Source organism: Aquimarina rhabdastrellae, from assembly GCA_947387485.1.
Taxonomy (GTDB): domain Bacteria; phylum Bacteroidota; class Bacteroidia; order Flavobacteriales; family Flavobacteriaceae; genus Aquimarina.
Map to the genome: position 1 here is coordinate 38,889 of CANDNT010000002.1, position 19,110 is coordinate 57,998.

The 19,110-nt window shown below is 31.2% G+C and carries 20 protein-coding genes and 1 pseudogene; 5 read left to right on the plus strand and 16 right to left on the minus strand.

Annotated features, from left to right (window positions below; translation table 11 throughout):
• Window positions 1-11: 11 nt before the first annotated feature.
• The 3 genes from rpmA to ACYEKI_RS04780 form a co-directional block, all read right to left on the minus strand.
• Window positions 12-272, minus strand: a complete 261-nt coding sequence (gene rpmA / locus ACYEKI_RS04770; protein WP_073318462.1) for a 50S ribosomal protein L27 — start codon at window positions 270-272, stop codon at window positions 12-14.
• Window positions 273-300: 28 nt separating this feature from the next.
• Entirely contained in the window at window positions 301-774 is a 474-nt protein-coding gene (rplU, locus tag ACYEKI_RS04775) for a 50S ribosomal protein L21 (RefSeq protein ID WP_459210029.1), read from the minus strand.
• 82 nt (window positions 775-856) lie between these two features.
• Window positions 857-1,330 (minus strand): DUF4199 domain-containing protein, encoded by a 474-nt coding sequence (locus tag ACYEKI_RS04780; RefSeq protein ID WP_459210030.1) that lies wholly within the window; start codon window positions 1,328-1,330, stop codon window positions 857-859.
• Between the two features lie 160 nt (window positions 1,331-1,490).
• Between ACYEKI_RS04780 and ACYEKI_RS04785 the strand changes: the two genes are divergently transcribed.
• Together ACYEKI_RS04785 and ACYEKI_RS04790 are read left to right on the plus strand one after the other, a co-directional pair.
• Complete coding sequence (locus ACYEKI_RS04785) at window positions 1,491-2,816, plus strand: M16 family metallopeptidase (protein ID WP_459210031.1); 1,326 nt, start codon at window positions 1,491-1,493, stop codon at window positions 2,814-2,816.
• A gap of 27 nt (window positions 2,817-2,843) precedes the next feature.
• On the plus strand, window positions 2,844-4,910 hold the full coding sequence (locus ACYEKI_RS04790; protein WP_459210032.1) for an insulinase family protein: 2,067 nt from the start codon (window positions 2,844-2,846) through the stop codon (window positions 4,908-4,910).
• 52 nt (window positions 4,911-4,962) lie between these two features.
• Here ACYEKI_RS04790 and ACYEKI_RS04795 read toward each other — a convergent pair whose 3' ends face one another.
• The 5 genes from ACYEKI_RS04795 to mutY all read right to left on the minus strand — a co-directional run bounded on the left by ACYEKI_RS04795 (window position 4,963) and on the right by mutY (window position 9,398).
• Window positions 4,963-5,841: a DMT family transporter gene (locus tag ACYEKI_RS04795; protein ID WP_459210033.1), complete on the minus strand. Its 879-nt coding sequence runs from the start codon at window positions 5,839-5,841 to the stop codon at window positions 4,963-4,965.
• A gap of 86 nt (window positions 5,842-5,927) precedes the next feature.
• Window positions 5,928-6,512, minus strand: coding sequence for a gliding motility lipoprotein GldD (gldD, locus tag ACYEKI_RS04800; RefSeq protein ID WP_459210034.1), 585 nt, complete (start codon window positions 6,510-6,512; stop codon window positions 5,928-5,930).
• A complete protein-coding gene (gldE, locus tag ACYEKI_RS04805) occupies window positions 6,502-7,830 on the minus strand; it encodes a gliding motility-associated protein GldE (protein WP_459210035.1) in 1,329 nt (442 codons plus the stop codon). Before gldE ends, gldD begins: the two co-directional genes overlap by 11 nt.
• A gap of 29 nt (window positions 7,831-7,859) precedes the next feature.
• Window positions 7,860-8,309: a single-stranded DNA-binding protein gene (locus tag ACYEKI_RS04810; protein ID WP_459210036.1), complete on the minus strand. Its 450-nt coding sequence runs from the start codon at window positions 8,307-8,309 to the stop codon at window positions 7,860-7,862.
• Window positions 8,310-8,324: 15 nt separating this feature from the next.
• Complete coding sequence (gene mutY, locus ACYEKI_RS04815; RefSeq protein ID WP_459210037.1) at window positions 8,325-9,398, minus strand: A/G-specific adenine glycosylase; 1,074 nt, start codon at window positions 9,396-9,398, stop codon at window positions 8,325-8,327.
• 131 nt (window positions 9,399-9,529) lie between these two features.
• Between mutY and ACYEKI_RS04820 the strand changes: the two genes are divergently transcribed.
• The 3 genes from ACYEKI_RS04820 to ACYEKI_RS04830 all read left to right on the plus strand — a co-directional run bounded on the left by ACYEKI_RS04820 (window position 9,530) and on the right by ACYEKI_RS04830 (window position 12,463).
• The gene (locus ACYEKI_RS04820) at window positions 9,530-9,820 is read left to right on the plus strand and encodes an HU family DNA-binding protein (RefSeq protein WP_459210038.1); all 291 of its coding nucleotides are present in this window, start codon (window positions 9,530-9,532) and stop codon (window positions 9,818-9,820) included.
• 326 nt (window positions 9,821-10,146) lie between these two features.
• Window positions 10,147-11,685 carry an Rne/Rng family ribonuclease gene (locus tag ACYEKI_RS04825; RefSeq protein WP_459210039.1) on the plus strand — a complete coding sequence of 513 codons (1,539 nt, stop codon included), beginning with the start codon at window positions 10,147-10,149 and terminating at the stop codon, window positions 11,683-11,685.
• A 289-nt stretch (window positions 11,686-11,974) separates the two neighbouring features.
• Window positions 11,975-12,463, plus strand: coding sequence for a regulatory protein RecX (locus ACYEKI_RS04830; protein ID WP_459210040.1), 489 nt, complete (start codon window positions 11,975-11,977; stop codon window positions 12,461-12,463).
• Window positions 12,464-12,512: 49 nt separating this feature from the next.
• Here ACYEKI_RS04830 and ACYEKI_RS04835 read toward each other — a convergent pair.
• The 8 genes and pseudogenes from ACYEKI_RS04835 to bioB form a co-directional block, all read right to left on the minus strand.
• A pseudogene (locus ACYEKI_RS04835) lies at window positions 12,513-13,060 on the minus strand (NIF family HAD-type phosphatase).
• 41 nt (window positions 13,061-13,101) lie between these two features.
• Window positions 13,102-13,548 (minus strand): hypothetical protein, encoded by a 447-nt coding sequence (locus ACYEKI_RS04840; RefSeq protein WP_459210041.1) that lies wholly within the window; start codon window positions 13,546-13,548, stop codon window positions 13,102-13,104.
• Window positions 13,549-14,058: 510 nt separating this feature from the next.
• On the minus strand, window positions 14,059-14,262 hold the full coding sequence (locus ACYEKI_RS04845) for a hypothetical protein (RefSeq protein ID WP_459210042.1): 204 nt from the start codon (window positions 14,260-14,262) through the stop codon (window positions 14,059-14,061).
• A gap of 531 nt (window positions 14,263-14,793) precedes the next feature.
• Window positions 14,794-15,354 (minus strand): hypothetical protein, encoded by a 561-nt coding sequence (locus ACYEKI_RS04850; RefSeq protein WP_459210043.1) that lies wholly within the window; start codon window positions 15,352-15,354, stop codon window positions 14,794-14,796.
• An 84-nt stretch (window positions 15,355-15,438) separates the two neighbouring features.
• The gene (locus ACYEKI_RS04855) at window positions 15,439-15,828 is read right to left on the minus strand and encodes a BRCT domain-containing protein (RefSeq protein WP_459210044.1); all 390 of its coding nucleotides are present in this window, start codon (window positions 15,826-15,828) and stop codon (window positions 15,439-15,441) included.
• Between the two features lie 593 nt (window positions 15,829-16,421).
• Window positions 16,422-16,904 (minus strand): hypothetical protein, encoded by a 483-nt coding sequence (locus ACYEKI_RS04860; RefSeq protein WP_459210045.1) that lies wholly within the window; start codon window positions 16,902-16,904, stop codon window positions 16,422-16,424.
• A 159-nt stretch (window positions 16,905-17,063) separates the two neighbouring features.
• The gene (locus ACYEKI_RS04865; protein ID WP_459210046.1) at window positions 17,064-17,939 is read right to left on the minus strand and encodes a cupin-like domain-containing protein; all 876 of its coding nucleotides are present in this window, start codon (window positions 17,937-17,939) and stop codon (window positions 17,064-17,066) included.
• 23 nt (window positions 17,940-17,962) lie between these two features.
• Window positions 17,963-19,102, minus strand: a complete 1,140-nt coding sequence (gene bioB, locus ACYEKI_RS04870; RefSeq protein ID WP_459210047.1) for a biotin synthase BioB — start codon at window positions 19,100-19,102, stop codon at window positions 17,963-17,965.
• Between the last annotated feature and the right edge of the window lie 8 nt (window positions 19,103-19,110).

A 19,110-nucleotide genomic window follows, 5' to 3' on the forward strand; every position in this document is an offset into this window, starting at 1 on the left:
AGGAAAGATCCTTATGCTTCAAAAGGAACTATTGAAACATAGGATTTATTATCTTTCTTTTTAGTAAATTTTACAATACCATCAACTTTAGCGTGTAAAGTATGATCTTTACCAGCGTATACGTTTTCTCCTGGCTTGTGTGCTGTACCTCTTTGTCTTACAATGATGTTACCAGCTACGGCAGCTTGTCCACCAAAAATCTTAACTCCTAATCGTTTCGATTCTGATTCTCTACCGTTCTTCGAACTACCAACTCCTTTTTTATGAGCCATTTTCTTTCGGTTTTAGATGGGTTAATATTTATTTTTGTAAAGCTGCAATTAAGTCGGCTTTCTTCATAGAAGAAATACCTTCAATTCCTTTGCTTTTAGCCATTTCTTTTAACTCAGCTACAGTCTTTGAGCTTAAGTCATCAGATGCGTCATCTTTTTTTGGTGCTGCTTTTGAAGCTTTTTTAGCTCCTGCTCCACCAATACTTTCAATAACAATCTCAGTTAATGCTTGACGGTGACCATTCTTAACTCGGTAACCTTTACGTCTTTTCTTTTTGAAAACAATAACTTTATCACCTTTTAAGTGTCTAGTTATTTTAGCTCCTACTTGAACTCCTTCTATAGCTGGGGCGCCAACAGTTACATTGTCTCCATCTGCAGTTAAAAGAACTTTATCAAATGATACAGCATCTCCTTCTTCACCTGCTAAACGGTGTACAAAAACTTTTTGGTCTTTCGCAACTTTAAATTGCTGCCCTGCTATCTCTACAATTGCGTACATATAGCGTTAATTTTTAAAAAATTAATTGTTTATTTTAAAACGGATGCAAATATACGTCTAATTTAATTAAATAACAAAGTTTTTATCCTTCTGATATAGAAACACTTCTAGCAGTTTTAATATTCCAACTTTCTTTAAATAACTGCATAAAAGATAAGGTTAAAACAATAGTAGATGCAAATCCCATTATTGCTACAACAAATAATACTAGACCAACAGTAGTATTATAACCTTCTATCCAGGTAGCCAAGAGTTTATTTAAAAAATCAGAAGATATGTGAGTGGCATATATACCAAAGAAAACAGTAAATAATATTGTAGCAACAAATCCCATTAGCATACCTGCCCAGAAACCATCTTGATACCTATAATTTACACCTTCTTCTTTTTTAACATGCTGTATTGTTTTGTACAATCCTACCGATAGTATTATCCCATTAAACAAACTAAATAAGGGGTTAATATGTAACGAAAAAATTGATAATATTAAAAAATACATAATCAAAGCTATAGCTGTATAACAACTATAACGAATTGGTAACGTCATTCTTTTCATAATTCCACATTTTTAATATTGTATTTAAATTTCGTAAAAAAAAAAGACTACCACAAATACATTTACTTAAAAATCAAATAATTAACAATTCGTTTTTTTTAATTTGTAACAAAACACGATCTTTACATACAAATCAAACAAACTTAATATTTTATATAAAATGAAAAACAAACTTTACGCAATCGCTTGTGGGCTTTTTATCTCAATTTCGGGCGTAGCACAAGAAGTTAAGTTTACTGAGTATGATCTAGACAATGGTCTACATGTAATCTTACATCAAGAAAACAAAGCTCCTGTTGTAACTGTAGGAGTTATGTATCATGTAGGTGCAAAGGATGAGGAAAAAGGAAGAACAGGATTTGCTCATTTCTTTGAACATTTACTATTTGAAGGAACAAAAAATATTGAAAGAGGAAAATGGTTTGATATTGTTTCTTCTCATGGAGGTAGAAATAATGCCAATACTACTCAAGACAGAACTTATTATTATGAAACTTTACCATCAAATAATCTAGAATTAGCTTTATGGATGGAATCTGAGCGTATGTTACATCCTGTAATCAACAAAATAGGTGTAGATACTCAAAACGAAGTTGTTAAAGAAGAAAAAAGACAACGTGTTGATAACGCTCCTTATGGAAAGATCATTTACAGAACTGGAGTTAACCAGCACATCTTCAAGAAACATCCTTATGGACAATCTGTAATCGGTAGTATGGCAGATCTTGATGCGGCTAAGCTTGACGAATTTATTGCTTTCAATAAAAAATTCTACAATCCTAATAACGCTACATTAGTTGTTACTGGTGATCTTGATATTGAAAAAACTAAAAAAATGATCTCTGATTATTTTGGAGCTATTAAAAATAATGGAAGTAAAATCTCTAGAAAAACAATCAAAGAAGATCCTATTACAACCGAAATTAAAGTAACTGAATACGATGCTAATATTCAAGTTCCTTTAAAAGCATTAGTATATAGAACTCCTAATCTAAAAGAAAAGGACGCTTATGTACTTAATTACATCTCAACTATTTTAACTGGAGGTAATAGCTCTAGAATGCACAAAAAAATGGTTGAAGAGAAAAAAATGGCTTTACAAGTATTAGCTTTTACTGATAACCTAGAGGATTATGGTACTTATATCATGGGAGCACTTCCATTAGGACAAGTAAGCCTAGAAGATTTACAAAAAGAAATGGAAGAAGAGATCGTAAAACTTCAAAATGAATTAATTACTGAGAGAGAATTTCAAAAGCTTCAAAACCAATTTGAAAATAACTTTGTGAATTCTAATTCAAGTATTCAAGGTATCGCAAACTCGTTGGCTAGATATAATGTACTACATGGAGATACAAATCTTATTAATAGTGAAATCGATATTTATCGTTCTATCACTAGAGAAGATATTCAACGTGTAGCAAAAAAATATTTAAACCCTAACCAACGTCTTAACTTAGACTACTTACCAGAATCAAGTAAATAATTCAGCAAAAAAAAGAAACTTCATATAATGAAAAAAAATATAAAACTTTTAATCGCATTTTTAATTATCGCTATGGGTACTCAAGCCCAAATCGATCGTTCAAAAATGCCTAAATCAGGTCCTACTCCAGTAATCAATTTGGGAGAACCACATTCTTTTGTTTTGCCTAATGGATTGACTGTTTTAATTGTAGAAAATCATAAGCTTCCTCGAGTTACTTTGAGCTTAACTCTAGATACTCCTCCTGTTATTGAAGGTAATAAAGCTGGTGTTTCTAGTCTTGTTTCTCAAATCATGGGAAAAGGTACTACCAATATTGGTAAAGATGCTTTTAATGAAGAAGTTGATTTCTTAGGAGCTAATATCGGAATTGGTGTTAATGGTGGTTTTGCACAATCTTTATCAAAGTATGCAGAACGTACTATCGAACTTTTTGCAGACGCTGCATTACATCCTAATTTTACTCAAGAAGAATTAGATCTTGAGCGTAAAAAAGCTATCGAAGGAATCAAAACTGGAGAAAAGAGTGCTGCTGCTATCGCCTCTAGAGTTAGAAGTGTTTTAGGTTATGGAAAAAAACACCCTGCAGGAGAATATACTTCAGAAGAAACATTAAACACTATCAAATTAGATGATGTAAAAAGTTACTACCGTAACTATTTTGTTCCTACTACAGCATACTTAGTTGTTATTGGTGATATTACAAAAGACAAAGCACAAAAACTAGTTACTAAATATTTTGAGCCTTGGATTAGAGCTTCTGCTTTAGACATCTCTATTCCTTCTGTACAAGATGTACAATACACTCAAGTAAACTTTGTTGATGTTCCTAACGCTGTGCAAACAGAATTAGCTGTAACTAATATCTCTGAGCTTAATATCACTGATAAAGATTATCATGCTGCTCTAGTTGCTAATTATATTCTAGGAGGGTCTTTTAACAGTTATATCAATATGAACTTAAGAGAAGAGCACGGATATACTTATGGAGCAAGAACATCTTTACCTTTTAACAAGAATTACAATACACTTTTTAGAACTACTACCAAAGTAAGAAATGCCGTTACAGATAGTGCTATTGTAGAGATTTTAAAAGAATACAAAAGAATTCGTACAGAATTAGTTGATCCTACTTTATTAAAAAATGCAAAAGCAAAATTCTTAGGAGATTATATTTTAGCATCAGAAAGTGATCGTACTATAGCTGATAGAGCTATCCAGTTAAAAACGCAAAACTTACCTAAAGATTTCTTCGAGACTTTTATCAAAAAAATAGATGCTGTTACTCAAGAAGATGTAAAAAGAGTTGCTAATAAGTATTTCAAACTTAACAATGCTAGAATTGTAGCTGTAGGTAGAGGTCTTGATATACTTCCTGGTCTTGAAAAATTAACTTTTGACGGACAAAAGATTCCGATTATGTATTTTGATAAATACGGAAATCGTACTGCAAAACCTAACTTTAATACAGAAGTACCTAAAGACATTACTGCTCAAGGTGTCGTTGATACTTATTTAAAAGCTATTGGTGGAAAAGATAAATTAGCCACAGTAGCTTCTACTTTTACTACAGCAAAAGCATCTGCTAATGGTGCAGAATTAACGTTAATTGCCAAAGTAACTTCAAAGAATCAAACTTTAACTAACGTTCTTTTTGCAGGAAACTCTGTAAACAAAAATGTGTTTGACGGAACCAAAGGTTATGCTATGGCTCAAGGTCAAAAAATCGAATTTAATGCTGACCAAATTAAAGAAGCAAAAGAAAATTCGCATCCATTTCCAGAATTAAAAAATAAGGCTGTAGCTGTAGAAGGTATTGAGCCTTATGATAACGGGAAAGCTTATAAAGTAAAAATGAGTGACAAAAAGACTTCTTTCTTTGATACCAAAACTGGTTTAAAAACAAAGGATGTTGTTGTTCAAGAACAAGGTGGTCAAAAATTTACTACAGAAGTAAATTATAGTAACTATAAAGATGTAAACGGAATTAAATTTCCATTTACGATGACAATTTCATTTGGTCCTCAGAACATTGATTTTAACGTTTCTGAAGTTAAGATAAATGAAGGTGTAAGTGATGAAGATTTTAAATAAAAAATAGTTTATTTTTAATATAGAAATGGTCATCAGAACTGATGACCATTTTTTATTTCTTCTTTTTATTAGATAAATAAACTCCCAATATGATAATCGCTGTAGCGATTACTTGATAAAACGAAAATTGCTCTCCGTCCATCATTCCCCACATCAAAGCTACAATAGGTATTGTATATGTTACAGATGAAGCAAATACTGGGCTACTCATCTGTACTAGTTTATTAAACATCACCTTAGCTATTCCTGTTCCTACTATTGCCAAAACAACAATATATAATAAACTTGTGTGAACTTGACTATCACCTATTACTTCTGGTTCAAAAAAGCCAGTAGCATATAGTACTCCTAATGCTGGAAAAAATAATGCTAAAAAGTTACCATTTGCAATTCCCATAGGAGAAATATGACTCATATATTTCTTAATAACATTTACATTGATTGCATAACATACTGAAGCTATCAAAACTAAACCTGCATAACGATAGTCTTGATTGGGGTTTATAGCTGCTCCTTCCCATATCAATGCTAGACATCCTATCAATCCTATAATAACTCCAATAATCTGATTTCTATTAAACCCTATAGAAAATACAACAGCACCTAATATTAAGGTCATTAATGGTGTAGTAGAATTTAAGATCGAAGCTATTGCACTATCAATTTCTGTTTCGGCATAAGCAAACAAAAAAGCAGGAAAGAATGTTCCCATAAATCCAGATAGAATTACCCATGGCCAGTCTCTTTTTTTGATTGTAGCAATACTTTTAAATCCTATTAAAAATAAAAATATAGCAGCAAATAAAGTTCTAATTGCCCCCAACTGCATAGGCGTAAGCCCTATTAATCCTTTTTTAATAAGAATAAACGAACTTCCCCATACTACCGATAAAACCGATAGATATATCCATTTAAGATTAGTATTCCCCATAATCTAAAAAATTAAGGGACAAAAATCAGTAAATATTTCTGGGTAAACGTATCGATTTATAAAAAATTAACGATTTTTTTATGACCTCACTCTTCTTTTGTCCACTCTACAGTATCCATAAAACGCTCTACATCTCTCAAAATATAAGTAGATGCAGGAAGGATAGAATCATAATTAGGTTTTGCTTTAAAATACACAGATCCTGTGATAAAGTTATCTGTACTATCTGTCACATAGAATTGTGTTTGAGAAGCCGCATCCCCAGTCACTTCGTATAAAGTCCCATATACTTTACGTTCTTTATTTTCATATAGATCATAAATAATTCCGTCTGCCTTTACTACGTGTTCTTGAGTAATATTTTGAGCATCTTTAAGTAACGAATCTAGGTTATTCTTTACTTTATAATATGATAAGTATACGGTAGCTTTTAATTCTGGATATTCAAGATTACTCCAGTATTTTTTATTTCGTATTACAGATTTGATTCGAGCCATTTTATTTTTTTCAAAACGAAATGGATACCCATCAATTGTTACATTTTCGTATGCAGCTTCAGGATAACTTAAACGCAACATTGCTTTTGGCTTAGGTAAAACTTCGCTTGCACACGAATACAATAAACCAATCAACATTAATCCTACTATTGCATTTAACTTTTTAAGACTCATCTTCTATTGTAAATTTAATCTGTTTAATTCGTTTATTACTCAATACTTCTATAGTAAACGAATATCCATCTACTCTTATTATTTCTCCTTTAACAGGAAAATTACCTTTTATTTCTAATAAAAACCCTGCAATAGTTTCGGCATCTCCTTTTTGGTTTTCAAAAACTGCTGGATCTTCTAACTTGACAACTTTATAAAAATCTTTTAATGCTGTTCTTCCTTCAAACACATAATTCTTGTCATCTATTTTTGAATACACAATATCTTCATCATCAAATTCACCACTAATGTCTCCCACAATTTCTTCTATAATATCTTCTAGAGAAATTAAACCACTGGTTCCTCCATATTCATCGACCACTATTGCCAAATGACTCTTTTTATTTTTAAAATCGCTTAATAAATCATCTAGTTTTTTGTTTTCGGGCACAAAATAAGGTTCTCTTACCAAACTTACCCAATCAAATGTTTTGTGATTAATATATGGTAATAAATCTTTTACATACAATATCCCTATTACCTTATCGATACTTCCTTCAAAAACAGGTATTCTAGAGAATCCATGCTTCACTATATCTGATATAATCGATTTAAAATCACCTTCTTTATTCAATGCAAAAACATCCATTCTAGGTGTCATTACTTGCTTTGTATCAGTATTTCCAAATGAAACAATACCTTCTAGTATTTTTTTATCGGCTACAGTAGTATCTTTATCTAGTGTAAGTTCTAAGGCATGCGATAATTGATCAACACTAATACTTGATTTTTGCCTACCTAATCGCTTATGGATACTCAATGTAGTACGTTGCATAGGCACATTAAACAACCAAAAACTTTTGTCTAAGATCAATAATGGATATGCCATAAACTGAGAGAAAGAAATCTTATTGCGACTAGCATATATTTTAGGTAGTATCTCACCAAATAATAAGATCAAAAATGTAGCTACAACAACCTTTAAAGCAAACTCCATATCTAAAGTAAAGATTGTCAAATCCCATATCCATGGCTCATTAAACCATATAGAAGTTACCGATTCAAACAATAATACAATGGCTATATTAATAGCATTATTAGCAATTAAAATTGTTGCCAATAGTTTTTTCGGTTTTGCTAATAACCTAACTATAATCTTTTGTTTTTTTGAAGCCTGTTCCTCACCTGCATTGATCTCAGACGGTGTTAACGAAAACAGTGCTACTTCACTGGCAGAAATAAGAGCAGAACAAATCAGCAATAGTACTAATAATATACCATTGGTAAGTTGACCTAAATTAAAAAATGCAGCATATAATGGTAAGGGGTCAGGATCCAAAGTTATTCATTTAATTAAACAATAGTCTTTTAGAATGGTAAATCATCTTCCTCTTCAGGCATCACCGGTGGTGTTTGTTGCGCTGTCGATGCTGGTGTATTTGAAGCATTGTTCTGCATACCTGTAGAAGGTTGACTTTCATTCTTAGGTGTTAAAAACGTAAAATCTGTACATTGTATTTCAGTACTATAACGTTCTCTACCTTGATCATCCACCCATTTTCTGGTTTTTAATCTTCCTTCTATATATATTTTATCTCCTTTTTTTAAATACTTTTCACAAATTTCGGCTGCTTTGTTACGCACCACGATATTATGCCATTCTGTATTACTTACGCGTTCTCCCGTAGCTTTGTTTACGTAAGTTTCGTTTGTTGCTAAGGGGAATCTTCCTATTGCATTACCTCCTTCAAAATAATGCATCTTCACCTCATCTCCTGTATGCCCAATTAGCATTACTTTATTTAGAGTTCCTGACATAATATTCAATTTAATTTATAGTAAATGTAATAAAAAAGCATCATTCTTAAAAAACGATTCTATGAATTTACCCAACAAGATAGGTACTGGATATTCTCTAAGCTTGTTAAAGTCACAACTCACATATTCTTTACTCCATAATGGTAGTTCTTTAAGCTCAACAATATAAAATCGCGTGTGTAAATGTTGATGTGACAGTTTATGTATTTTGGTTTCTCCATTATATAAGGTAATAGTAGCGTTTTTTAAGCTCTTAAATAATTTATCTTTTTCTAGAGTTTCTAAAGCTACTTCTTTTGTCGTTTCTATAAGCGGAAATTCATAAAGATTTTGCCATATACCTTTTCCTGTACGCTGCCTTACTAATGTGGTTTCCCCATTAACTACTAATACCAAATAATTAAAGTATCTATTTTTAACTTTTAGCTTCTTTAGTTTCTTAGGTAATTCTGTTACTGTTTGTTTTTGCAATGCGACACAACTTTCGTTTAACGGACATACAATACAATATGGGTTTTTAGGTTTACATTGTAATGCGCCAAACTCCATTATCGCTTGATTATAATTTGCAGGATCTTCGTGATCCATTAACGTAATTGCAAGTTCTTTAAATTCTTTTACTCCTGCAGTACTATTAATCGGTGTATCTATCCCAAAATAACGAGACAATACTCTATATACATTTCCGTCTACAACAGGTACAGCTTCTTGAAAACAAATAGAAGCTATAGCACTTGCGGTGTAATCTCCTACTCCTTTTAATTTTAAAAGTTCTTTATAATTATTAGGAAAGACTCCGTCGAGTTCGTTTGCTACATATTTTGCTGTAGTATGTAGGTTACGAGCTCGAGAATAATACCCTAGTCCTTGCCATAATTTTAACACCTTTTCTTCAGACGCTTTTGCAAGGTCAAAAACGGTAGGAAAAGCTTCGGTAAATGACAAATAATAGGGCAAACCTTGCTCAACTCTTGTCTGCTGAAGCATAATTTCGCTTAACCAAATACAGTATGGATCCGTAGTTTTGCGCCAAGGCATCGATCTTTTGTTTTCTAAATACCAGAAAATGAGTTTTTTAGAAAAATTCATAGTAAATTGCATAAGAATTGCAAATTTAAACGATAATCCATCATAATTTAATCTTAAGTATTGATATTTTGGATTTTAAATTGTTATATTTGCCCCCTTGAAAATTTAAAAACCCCTAAATAGGTATAATAATGACTAAAGCAGATATCGTAGCAAGAATTTCAGAAAAGCTAGGAATAGAAAAAGGAGATGTTCAAGCAACAGTTGAAACATTTATGGAAGAAGTAAAAAGTTCTTTAGAAGGTGGAGATAATGTTTACCTAAGAGGATTTGGAAGCTTTATTATCAAAACTAGAGCAGAAAAAACAGGTCGTAACATTTCTAAAAATACGACTATCAAAATTCCTGCACACAACATACCTGCATTTAAACCAGCAAAAGTTTTTGTTGAAGGTGTAAAAACTAACGTAGAAGTTAAATAAAACAAAGTACTAATCTAAAATAAACTATTTACTATGCCAAGTGGTAAAAAACGCAAAAGACATAAGGTAGCAACTCACAAACGTAAAAAAAGAAGAAGAGCTAACCGTCACAAGAAAAAGTAGTTAGATAACTACTTTTTTATTTTGAATTTTAAAAAGTTCATTGAAAACAGAATATCGATAAACAATGGTATTCTTTCGGAATTTCACTTTGAGAATTATAAAGCATATATTCTCTATACTTTATAATTCTCAAAAATTCCTGTGATAATTTTTGTTTAATCCATCTGTACTTAATTAAGTATAGATACAAATCTATTAATAGAGTGAACAAAGAATTAATTATTAGATCTGGTTCCTCTACAGATTTTGCCTTATTAAGAGATGGAAAACTTATTGAATTACACAAAGAAGAAGATGATAGTAATTTTTCTGTAGGTGATATATTTATTGCCAAAATCAGAAAATCTGTCCCTGGATTAAATGCTGCATTTGTAAATGTAGGATATGAAAAAGATGCATTTTTGCATTATCATGATCTAGGTCCTCAAGTATCCTCTTTGCTAAAATTCATTAAACGTGTAAGCACAGGAAAATTAAAAGATTATTCTCTTAAGGACTTCACTTTTGAGAAAGATATTGATAAACACGGAAGTATAGTAGACGTGTTAAAATCAAATCAATCGCTATTGGTACAAATAGTAAAAGAACCCATTTCTACTAAAGGCCCTCGTATAAGTTCAGAATTATCGATTGCCGGTAGATATATCGTATTAGTTCCTTTTTCTAGCAGAGTTTCAGTTTCTCAAAAAATTGATTCTTCTGAAGAGAAAGAGCGCTTAAAACGTTTGGTTAAAAGTATACGACCAAAGGGATTCGGAATTATAGTTCGTACCGTAGCTGAAGGCAAAAAAGTAGCAGAACTAGACAAAGATTTGCAAAACTTACTAGGGCGTTGGGATGCAATGTGTAAAAAATTGTATAAAGCCAATCACCCATCTAAAGTATTAGGAGAAATGAATCGCGCATCCTCTATTCTAAGAGACGTATTCAATGACACTTTTACTTCAATTTGTGTAGATGATGAAACACTCTTTACACAAGTTAAAGATTATGTGCATAAAATAGCACCTAACAAAGAATCTATTGTAAAATTACATACAACAAACAATCCTATTTTTGAAAAATATGGCATTGAACGACAAATAAAAACAAGTTTTGGTCGCACTGTATCTATGAGTAAGGGAGCATACTTGGTTATCGAACATACCGAAGCCATGCATGTAATAGATGTAAACAGCGGAAATCGTTCAAATAAAGCCAAAAATCAAGAAGACACTGCACTAGAAGTTAATTTAATTAGCGCTGCAGAGGTTGCAAGACAACTACGTCTAAGAGATATGGGAGGTATTATTGTTGTAGATTTTATAGACATGAACAGTGTTGAAAATCGCAAAACTCTCTTCAATTTCCTTAAAGAAGAGATGAAAGACGATAGAGCTAAACACAAAATTTTACCGCCAAGTAAATTTGGCTTAATTCAGATTACACGTCAGCGTGTTCGACCAGAAATGAATATCAAAACCCGCGAAGAAGATCCTAGCGGTGCTAATGGTGAAGTTGAGGCACCTATAGTTTTAATAGATAAAATACAGGTCGATTTAGAAAGATTAATTAAAAAAGAGCATAAAAAAATAGTACTTAGTACTCATCCTTTTATTGCTGCTTTTTTAACAAAAGGTTTCCTATCCATCCGATCTAAATGGTTTTTAGATTTTAAAAAATGGATAAAAATAGTTCCTCGAGATGCTTACACGTATTTAGAGTATCACTTTCACGATAACGATGGTGAAATGATAAAATAACAGATGCCCAGCCTTGTGCTGGGTTTTTTGTTTTAATTAATTTAGTGAGTGACGAGTAACAAGTAATTAGTGTGATGAGTGCACAGCCTCTAAAATGTAAAACTTAAAAGTTTGCTTTTTATCTTCAAGCAGATTTAATGATACTCCTATCCGTAGCCTGAGTTTTACCGAAGGCTTTTTCTCTAACTTTGACATTCATCATTAAACTGCTAACACTCATTTTACATATCTTCTTATTTATTTTCCCTATTCACTCATAACTTTTAAGATTGATCCTATCTTTGTTGCAATGTATTACAAACCTCAACAATCAAAAAAACCGACAACCGTAAAAGAAGCACTCTTAAAAATGGAACATTATTGTGCTTATCAAGATCGTTGTCATCAAGATGTAAATACCAAGCTACAGGCCATGCAACTTATTCCTGAAGCTCAGGAAAAAATCATCTTACATCTAATCGAACATAATTTTTTAAACGAGACACGTTTTGCCAAAAGTTTTGCTAGAGGAAAGTTCAATATTAAGAAATGGGGAAAACAACGTATTTTAAGCGCTTTAAAATCAAAAGGCATCTCTCAATACAATATTAAGATAGCAATGGCAGAAATCGACCCTGAAGCGTATTTAACTACCTTTAATACACTTGCAGAAAAAAAGTTTGCTACATTAGGTGATTTACCTCATCAAAAAAAGAGACAAAAAATGCTGTATTATTTATCGTACAGAGGTTGGGAATCTCATTTGATTTATGATAAAATACAAGAGTTATTAAGTTGATTAGGTATGATATTAAATCTTACTCATTCTCAAATCCTTCAAATTCGTTTCATTTTACTGTATTTCTCCATCTTCTCTTCTCAAAACTTCTTACGTTAGTGCTATTCTTTATTGAATTGAGATATTCTGCAAGTTTTTTCAGTTCTGAATCATTTTGATCTCCTTTAAAAGGTTTTACATAAATAGCATTGCCATAATTATCCTTTGTTTTTCTGGAGAGTCATCAATCATTAATATTTTATCAATAGGAAAACCTTTTTTCTTTACTTTTTTTAGACGTTTTTCGTGAATATACGCGTCAAGTTCATAATCTCTTTTTGTAGTGCAACGAGTTCTTCCCCAAATAAATTCAAATTCAATACTGTCAGGTTTTATCTTCTTCACTATTTCCTCAACATATTTATCATCTGCAGATGACCAAATAGCGAGTTTAAAATCAACATTCATAGACTCTAAAAACCATTTTAGATGTGGTCTTTTATACACGAAATAATTCTCGTACTGAAAGTCCAAATCAATTTCAAGCTTTCTTTCTGTTGCGTGAATTAACGTTTCATCAAGATCTAGTACTAATAATATTTTGTCTTCAATTTCCAAATTTCATTAATGGTTTTAGATTATTCTTATAGTCACTACTATTATTTAGCATTTTTTACTATATTTTTTATTTCATCCGTTCCAAATGAGTCTATTGTTTCTTTAGATAAAAGTTTAGTATCTGCTCCATTTGCAAGTAAATATTTTAATATCGTAAAATCTTTAGTATTATATGCAGTAATTATTGCTGTATTTAACAATTGTCCCCTGTTCACATTAACATCAACTCCTTGTTTGATTGCAAATTTTAGTCCTTCTATCTCATTGTTATGAACAGAATAATAAACTCCATCAAAATTCCAATGTGAAATATCTGCTCCTTTTGATATTAAGTATTTAGCAATTTTAATATGAGAATACGCAATAGCATTTCCAAGAGCTATATTAATTTCTTCTTGTGTATATCCGGTATTTAGATTCCTTTTTAACTCTTCGATTTTCCCATCTCTAGATAATCTCTCAATCAAATATCTTCTTAATTCTTCCATTTTTTAATGCCATATAATAAACATATGAGACTTCTCTTAAATTAGGCAAATCTTCTTCTCTATTATGTTTATTTTTTTGTTTTACAAATCTTCTAAATTTTCTATTTGCTTCTTGTTTACTTTCCTTTTACATTTAGTATTTTACATTTTAGATTACTTCGGTCATCGAGCTTGTCTGGTCATCGAGCCTGCCGAGATGAACAGTAAGCATTCAGAATTAGAGTGAATGTGCAAAAAATAGAAATTGGTAAACGGATTTAAAATTTAAACAAGTATAAAATAAGGGTATAACTTATAAAACTATATGGGATAGATGAGGATTCTATTTTCGTATTTATTGGTAAGATAGCCAATTTTGCAGCAGCATTGGCAAGTTGTATATGGAGTATATATTGATTGCTAAACGCTACAATTAGAAAGATGAATGTTTGTAAACATAAATTATAAAGAGCATATAATAAAACTAAGCTCTATTTTATCTGTTTATAGCGTTTAGCAAAAGTCAATTAATTATGAAGGTAGAAAAACAGTAAGTCTAGCGCCACCTCTATCGCGACACCAACGTGCACCTCCAGTATTTACTGATTCTTCAGATTCTGCAGATCCACTAAATGATTCTCCGTTAGCACAAATTACTAAACCATGACCACCTGCATTAATTTCTAATAATGACTCCTTGCTAAGCTTAAACTTAGAAAACTTGTTTAAGTTCATAAAATGTAAGTTTTAATATGTTATTGAATGAGCTTCAATATAGTAATATTTTTTTTACGGTAAAAGCATAATGGAAAATAATAGTATTTATCAGTTTATATTCACAGATAATTTTTCTTACTAGTATGTATTTATTATACATATGAGACTATATATTTTAAATCTTATTTTTTTCTAATTCTATTTTAGATTGTTTATTTAAGACTCAAAAACTAACTCACTCATTAACTAATATCTAATCACTCTTCACTAAAAAAAATTAGATTGATTAGGCATATTCTTTTTACCATCGCCATAAAAAGAACCAAAAGGGTCATCATGAATAATGAATATAGAATACAAGAATAACGATTGCTGATTTGATTAATTCGGTCACTGAAAGAAGTCGAATTGACTCAAAGACTACCTAACTCTATCATTAGTTGACTTTACGCTATATTTTAGATAGTCCAGCTTTTTATTCTTATCTATTTTATTTATATCAATCAATTCAATTATGGCTTTTCATAGACTCTAGTGTAGTATAAAATTTTATTTCAAATAGGTTTCAATCTTTTTCATTTCGGTTACAATCCAATGATTTTTTGGTAAACATGTGATCAATTCTGTTGGAACTACTCTATCAGTTTCTGGAAGTTTTTTGTACCATTCTAAAACTTCCTCAAAATAATTCTCTCCTATTTTTTTATTTCCAAGTTTGTATTCACAATATCCAATTTGTTCAATCAATTTTGTATATCTCCATACTTGAAATTTCTTTAGTTCTTCTTTATCAACCTTCTTGTAATTTTCCAAAGCCAATTCCAATTTATTCAAATCGTGATAACAATGTGCCAAGTACAATTGAGCTAAAAAGTTGTGTTTATCTAATTCTATTGCTTTTTTAAAATTTTCAATTATGATCTCTATATTTTCCTCCCAGTCATCTGATTCATAATCTACAAGCCCAAGTAAATAATAACAATTAGTATCTAATTTGGAATGCTCTGATATCATTGTTTTAATTTCAAAGCGTAAGGTGTCTTTTTCAGTTTTATTTTCAAGTAAACTGAAATCATTATATTTTTTAAAAATTTTCTCTTTTAGATTCAATGCCGCTTCTTATAATCTCATTTCTTCTTTTTAAATCTCTTTATTCCATTTAGGAAGGCGTCTATATTCGCAAATCACCGAGCTCTATTTATTACATACTGAGTCAATAATAGGTATTTCTCCTGTTTCGAGTATGTTAAAAAATGTCTCTTTGTCAATCAATCTAACCCCTTGTCTTTCTGCTTTTGTCATTTTTGAAGGCCCAGCATTCCCACCACAACAAAGAAACATTAATCCTTTAGTTACACTTTTAGCAACGTGAATATTATTGTCATTAGCGATTTGAATTAATTCTTTTTTATCAGCAGGAGAAAATCCAGTAAAGCAGACTTCAACCTTCTTTTCTTTAGTTTTCTGGGAACGAAGAGAATAAACAACAGCCCAGCCCTCTCGTTCTGTCATTTGTTCAAGTTGCTCGTCATTCAAGTTAGTTTTTGAACGAAGAATTCTAGATAGTTTTTCTGATAAATTCATGATTATTGTTCTGATCTGATTTTTATTCCTAGAGTAGGGCTATTTTTAATATTATAATAACTTACTGCACTTGTTATTACAAAAGTAGTTATGATAGGTGATTATTTTTATCCTCTATAATGATGGTTTTGATCATTGGTTTTGGGGATAAGAATAACGAATATCGATTGTTGACTTTAGATTTAACTCAAAAATGCCATGACTAATTTAGAAATTAGAGAAATAGCCTTCGACAAGACTCAGGCTACGGGTATGATGGTCATCGAACTTGCCGAGATGACAACTCATCTCTTGCCTCGAACTACTATTTACATAAAAACATTTTAGATTGATTAGGCATATTCTTTTTACCATCACCGTAAAAAGAACCAAAAATGTCTAGGCTTACGAAACTATAGCTAAGTTTTATATTCGGAAACTAAACTTTTCAAACTCGCTATCGCTCAAACAGTGAAAACTTTTTTACGCTTCTTTCATTGCAAACTTTACGCTATATTTTCGATAGGTCATTATTGAATACCAAATAAACAATAATGATAATGAAAAGATTGTATCGAAAAGTTTTACATTCTATCCTTTTGAATTGATTGTGGTTAAAGTTGTTTTTTTAATATTATTCTTTCTTTTGATTTTGAAAGGTGATCTTTTAAAACAATTTTCTGATACTCATAAGATGAATATTCTAATATAGTATCTATACTTATAATATTATACCTTGGAGCGTAATTCTCTTTTTTACATTTATCTAATGGCGTCGCTTTCATATTAGACTCTATTCCGCAAGAATAAAAATTATTATTTTTAACATAATAATGAGTTGGGGTTTCATAACCTATATTCTTTAATGGATTTAAAAACTCTGAATTTGTAGTTGGATATAACATATAACGAATATTTTCTGTAAAAATCCATACATATTCTTTATCATATCCTTTATAATTAACAGTATACAGCCCATTAAAAATTCCTTTTGTAGAAAATGTTTTTATATCACTTTTATTCGTGCATCTTATGTTCAGAAGAACAATTATGGCTATTCCAATCTTTTTTAATGGAAGTTTACTTATAACATTCATAATGAGTTTTTATAAAATACTATCACGAGTTAATTTAGCTATTTTCTAACACATATTTGATAACCAGACAAACTTCTCACTATTCACTTATAAACTCATAAAAAAAACTCAGCATCATAATGACACTGAGTTTTACTATTAAACGATATATTAATTTCTTTAGTTCAAAGAAATATTATTCTTTTTATGAGTTTTTGTTATAGCCTTGCTATTTTTATATAGCATCCATTTTTCACCTCTTATCTTTCGCATAAAGTTATCAAAATGACGCATCACTACCAGATTATATACTGCCTTGCTTAAGTTTGAAAACTGTTTAGGCACTGACCGTATACTCATAGAGAATCCTGGTGTAATATAAGTCATCTGATGCCAATAGCCTTCTGGCATATATAAAACTTCACCATGTTTTAAATTGGCTATATACCCTTTTGCTTGAGCTAATGCAGGCCATTTCTCAAAATCTGGATTTTCAAAATCAATACCTTCATGAGAGATTAACGCATGAGGTATTTTGTATAAATATCTAGTTTCTGATGGTGGAAATAAGATGCATTGCTTTTCTCCCTCAAAGTGAAAATGCAAAATATTTGCATAGTCAATATCATAATGCATAAACACTTTTGAGTTCTCTCCTCCAAAAAATAGAAAAGGTAATTTCTTTAACAGTTTTAATCCTATATCCGGATATTTAAAGTCATTTTGTAAAGCCGGAACCTCCTTTAATATATTATATAAGAATATTCTATATCCAGTAGGACCACTTTTAAGTAATTGAATATATTCTTTCATCTTCATCCTAGCATGTGGCTCATTAAATTTATATTCTGAGCTTATAGGTCGATTTCCGAATAAGGGTACTTCTTTATCTCCTGCCAATTCTTCAATATAATCCAAACTCCATTTTGTATACGCGGGCCAATCCTCGATAAGATTTTCAATTACTACTGGCTTTTGCGGTTTAAAATAGTTTTTTAAGAATGTTGCTTTTGATATATTCTTTACTCTTGGTATTTGTTCTAAATTCAATTCCAAAATAACTAATCCTGTGCTTTAAATTATTTTACTTCTTCTACTATCTTGGATTCGTTCTCTTTAATTTCTTGTCTTATTTCTTTTGCTTTAGCTTTTGCAGCTTCATTACGCTCAATCTTGTGCTCTGGTCTTGTCCATTTTGGTTTTTCGCCCATAGCTTCGTATTGAGATTCTGTTGCCTCTACCGTTTGCGGTTGTACTCGCTTAGTAAATGGTTTTTGCGGTTTTAATCCTAGCATTTCAAACATTTTCATGTCTTCGCTTACATCTGGATTAGGCGTAGTCAATAACTTATCTCCTGCAAAAATAGAGTTTGCTCCTGCAAAGAAACACATCGCTTGTCCCTCTCTACTCATTTGCGTTCTACCTGCCGATAATCTCACTTGTGTTTCTGGCATTACAATTCTAGTTGTTGCCACCATACGGATCATTTCCCAGATTTCAACTGGTTTTTCATCTTCCATCGGTGTTCCATCTACAGCTACAAGGGCATTGATTGGCACTGATTCTGGCTGTGGATTAAGTGTAGATAAAGCTACTAACATTCCTGCTCTATCTTCTAGTGATTCTCCCATACCGATAATACCACCACTACAAACAGTAACATTTGTTTTACGTACATTATCTATAGTTTCTAGACGATCTTCAAATCCTCTTGTAGAAATCACTTCTTTATAATACTCTTCAGATGTATCTAGGTTATGGTTATAAGCATATAATCCTGCTTCTGCCAAACGTTTTGCTTGGTTTTCTGTAAGCATTCCTAGCGTACAACATACTTCCATATCCAGTTTATTAATCGTACGTACCATTTCTAATACCTGATCAAATTCTGGTCCATCTTTTACATTTCTCCAGGCAGCTCCCATACATACTCTAGAACTTCCAGAAGCTTTTGCTCTAAGTGCTTGAGCTTTTACTTGAGAAACTCCCATTAAATCATCTCCTTCTACTCCTGTATGATATCTTGCTGCTTGAGGGCAATATCCACAATCCTCAGAACATCCTCCTGTTTTTATTGATAATAATGTAGATACTTGTACTACATTAGGATCGTGTGATTGACGATGTATCGTTGCTGCTTCATACAACAACTCCATCAATGGTTTATTATATATTTCTAGAATTTCTTCTTTTGTCCAATTATGTCTTGTTTCGCTCATAAGCTGAA

Excerpts from the sequence above, each read along its gene's own strand:
- rpmA (WP_073318462.1), bottom strand. The coding sequence starts at position 272 with ATGGCTCATAAAAAAGGAGTTGGTAGTTCGAAGAACGGTAGAGAATCA.
- rplU (WP_459210029.1), bottom strand. The coding sequence starts at position 774 with ATGTACGCAATTGTAGAGATAGCAGGGCAGCAATTTAAAGTTGCGAAA.
- ACYEKI_RS04780 (WP_459210030.1), bottom strand. The coding sequence starts at position 1,330 with ATGAAAAGAATGACGTTACCAATTCGTTATAGTTGTTATACAGCTATA.
- ACYEKI_RS04785 (WP_459210031.1), top strand. The coding sequence starts at position 1,491 with ATGAAAAACAAACTTTACGCAATCGCTTGTGGGCTTTTTATCTCAATT.
- ACYEKI_RS04790 (WP_459210032.1), top strand. The coding sequence starts at position 2,844 with ATGAAAAAAAATATAAAACTTTTAATCGCATTTTTAATTATCGCTATG.
- ACYEKI_RS04795 (WP_459210033.1), bottom strand. The coding sequence starts at position 5,841 with ATGGGGAATACTAATCTTAAATGGATATATCTATCGGTTTTATCGGTA.
- gldD (WP_459210034.1), bottom strand. The coding sequence starts at position 6,512 with ATGAGTCTTAAAAAGTTAAATGCAATAGTAGGATTAATGTTGATTGGT.
- ACYEKI_RS04810 (WP_459210036.1), bottom strand. The coding sequence starts at position 8,309 with ATGTCAGGAACTCTAAATAAAGTAATGCTAATTGGGCATACAGGAGAT.
- mutY (WP_459210037.1), bottom strand. The coding sequence starts at position 9,398 with ATGAATTTTTCTAAAAAACTCATTTTCTGGTATTTAGAAAACAAAAGA.
- ACYEKI_RS04820 (WP_459210038.1), top strand. The coding sequence starts at position 9,530 with ATGACTAAAGCAGATATCGTAGCAAGAATTTCAGAAAAGCTAGGAATA.
- ACYEKI_RS04830 (WP_459210040.1), top strand. The coding sequence starts at position 11,975 with ATGTATTACAAACCTCAACAATCAAAAAAACCGACAACCGTAAAAGAA.
- ACYEKI_RS04840 (WP_459210041.1), bottom strand. The coding sequence starts at position 13,548 with ATGGAAGAATTAAGAAGATATTTGATTGAGAGATTATCTAGAGATGGG.
- ACYEKI_RS04845 (WP_459210042.1), bottom strand. The coding sequence starts at position 14,262 with ATGAACTTAAACAAGTTTTCTAAGTTTAAGCTTAGCAAGGAGTCATTA.
- ACYEKI_RS04855 (WP_459210044.1), bottom strand. The coding sequence starts at position 15,828 with ATGAATTTATCAGAAAAACTATCTAGAATTCTTCGTTCAAAAACTAAC.
- ACYEKI_RS04860 (WP_459210045.1), bottom strand. The coding sequence starts at position 16,904 with ATGAATGTTATAAGTAAACTTCCATTAAAAAAGATTGGAATAGCCATA.
- bioB (WP_459210047.1), bottom strand. The coding sequence starts at position 19,102 with ATGAGCGAAACAAGACATAATTGGACAAAAGAAGAAATTCTAGAAATA.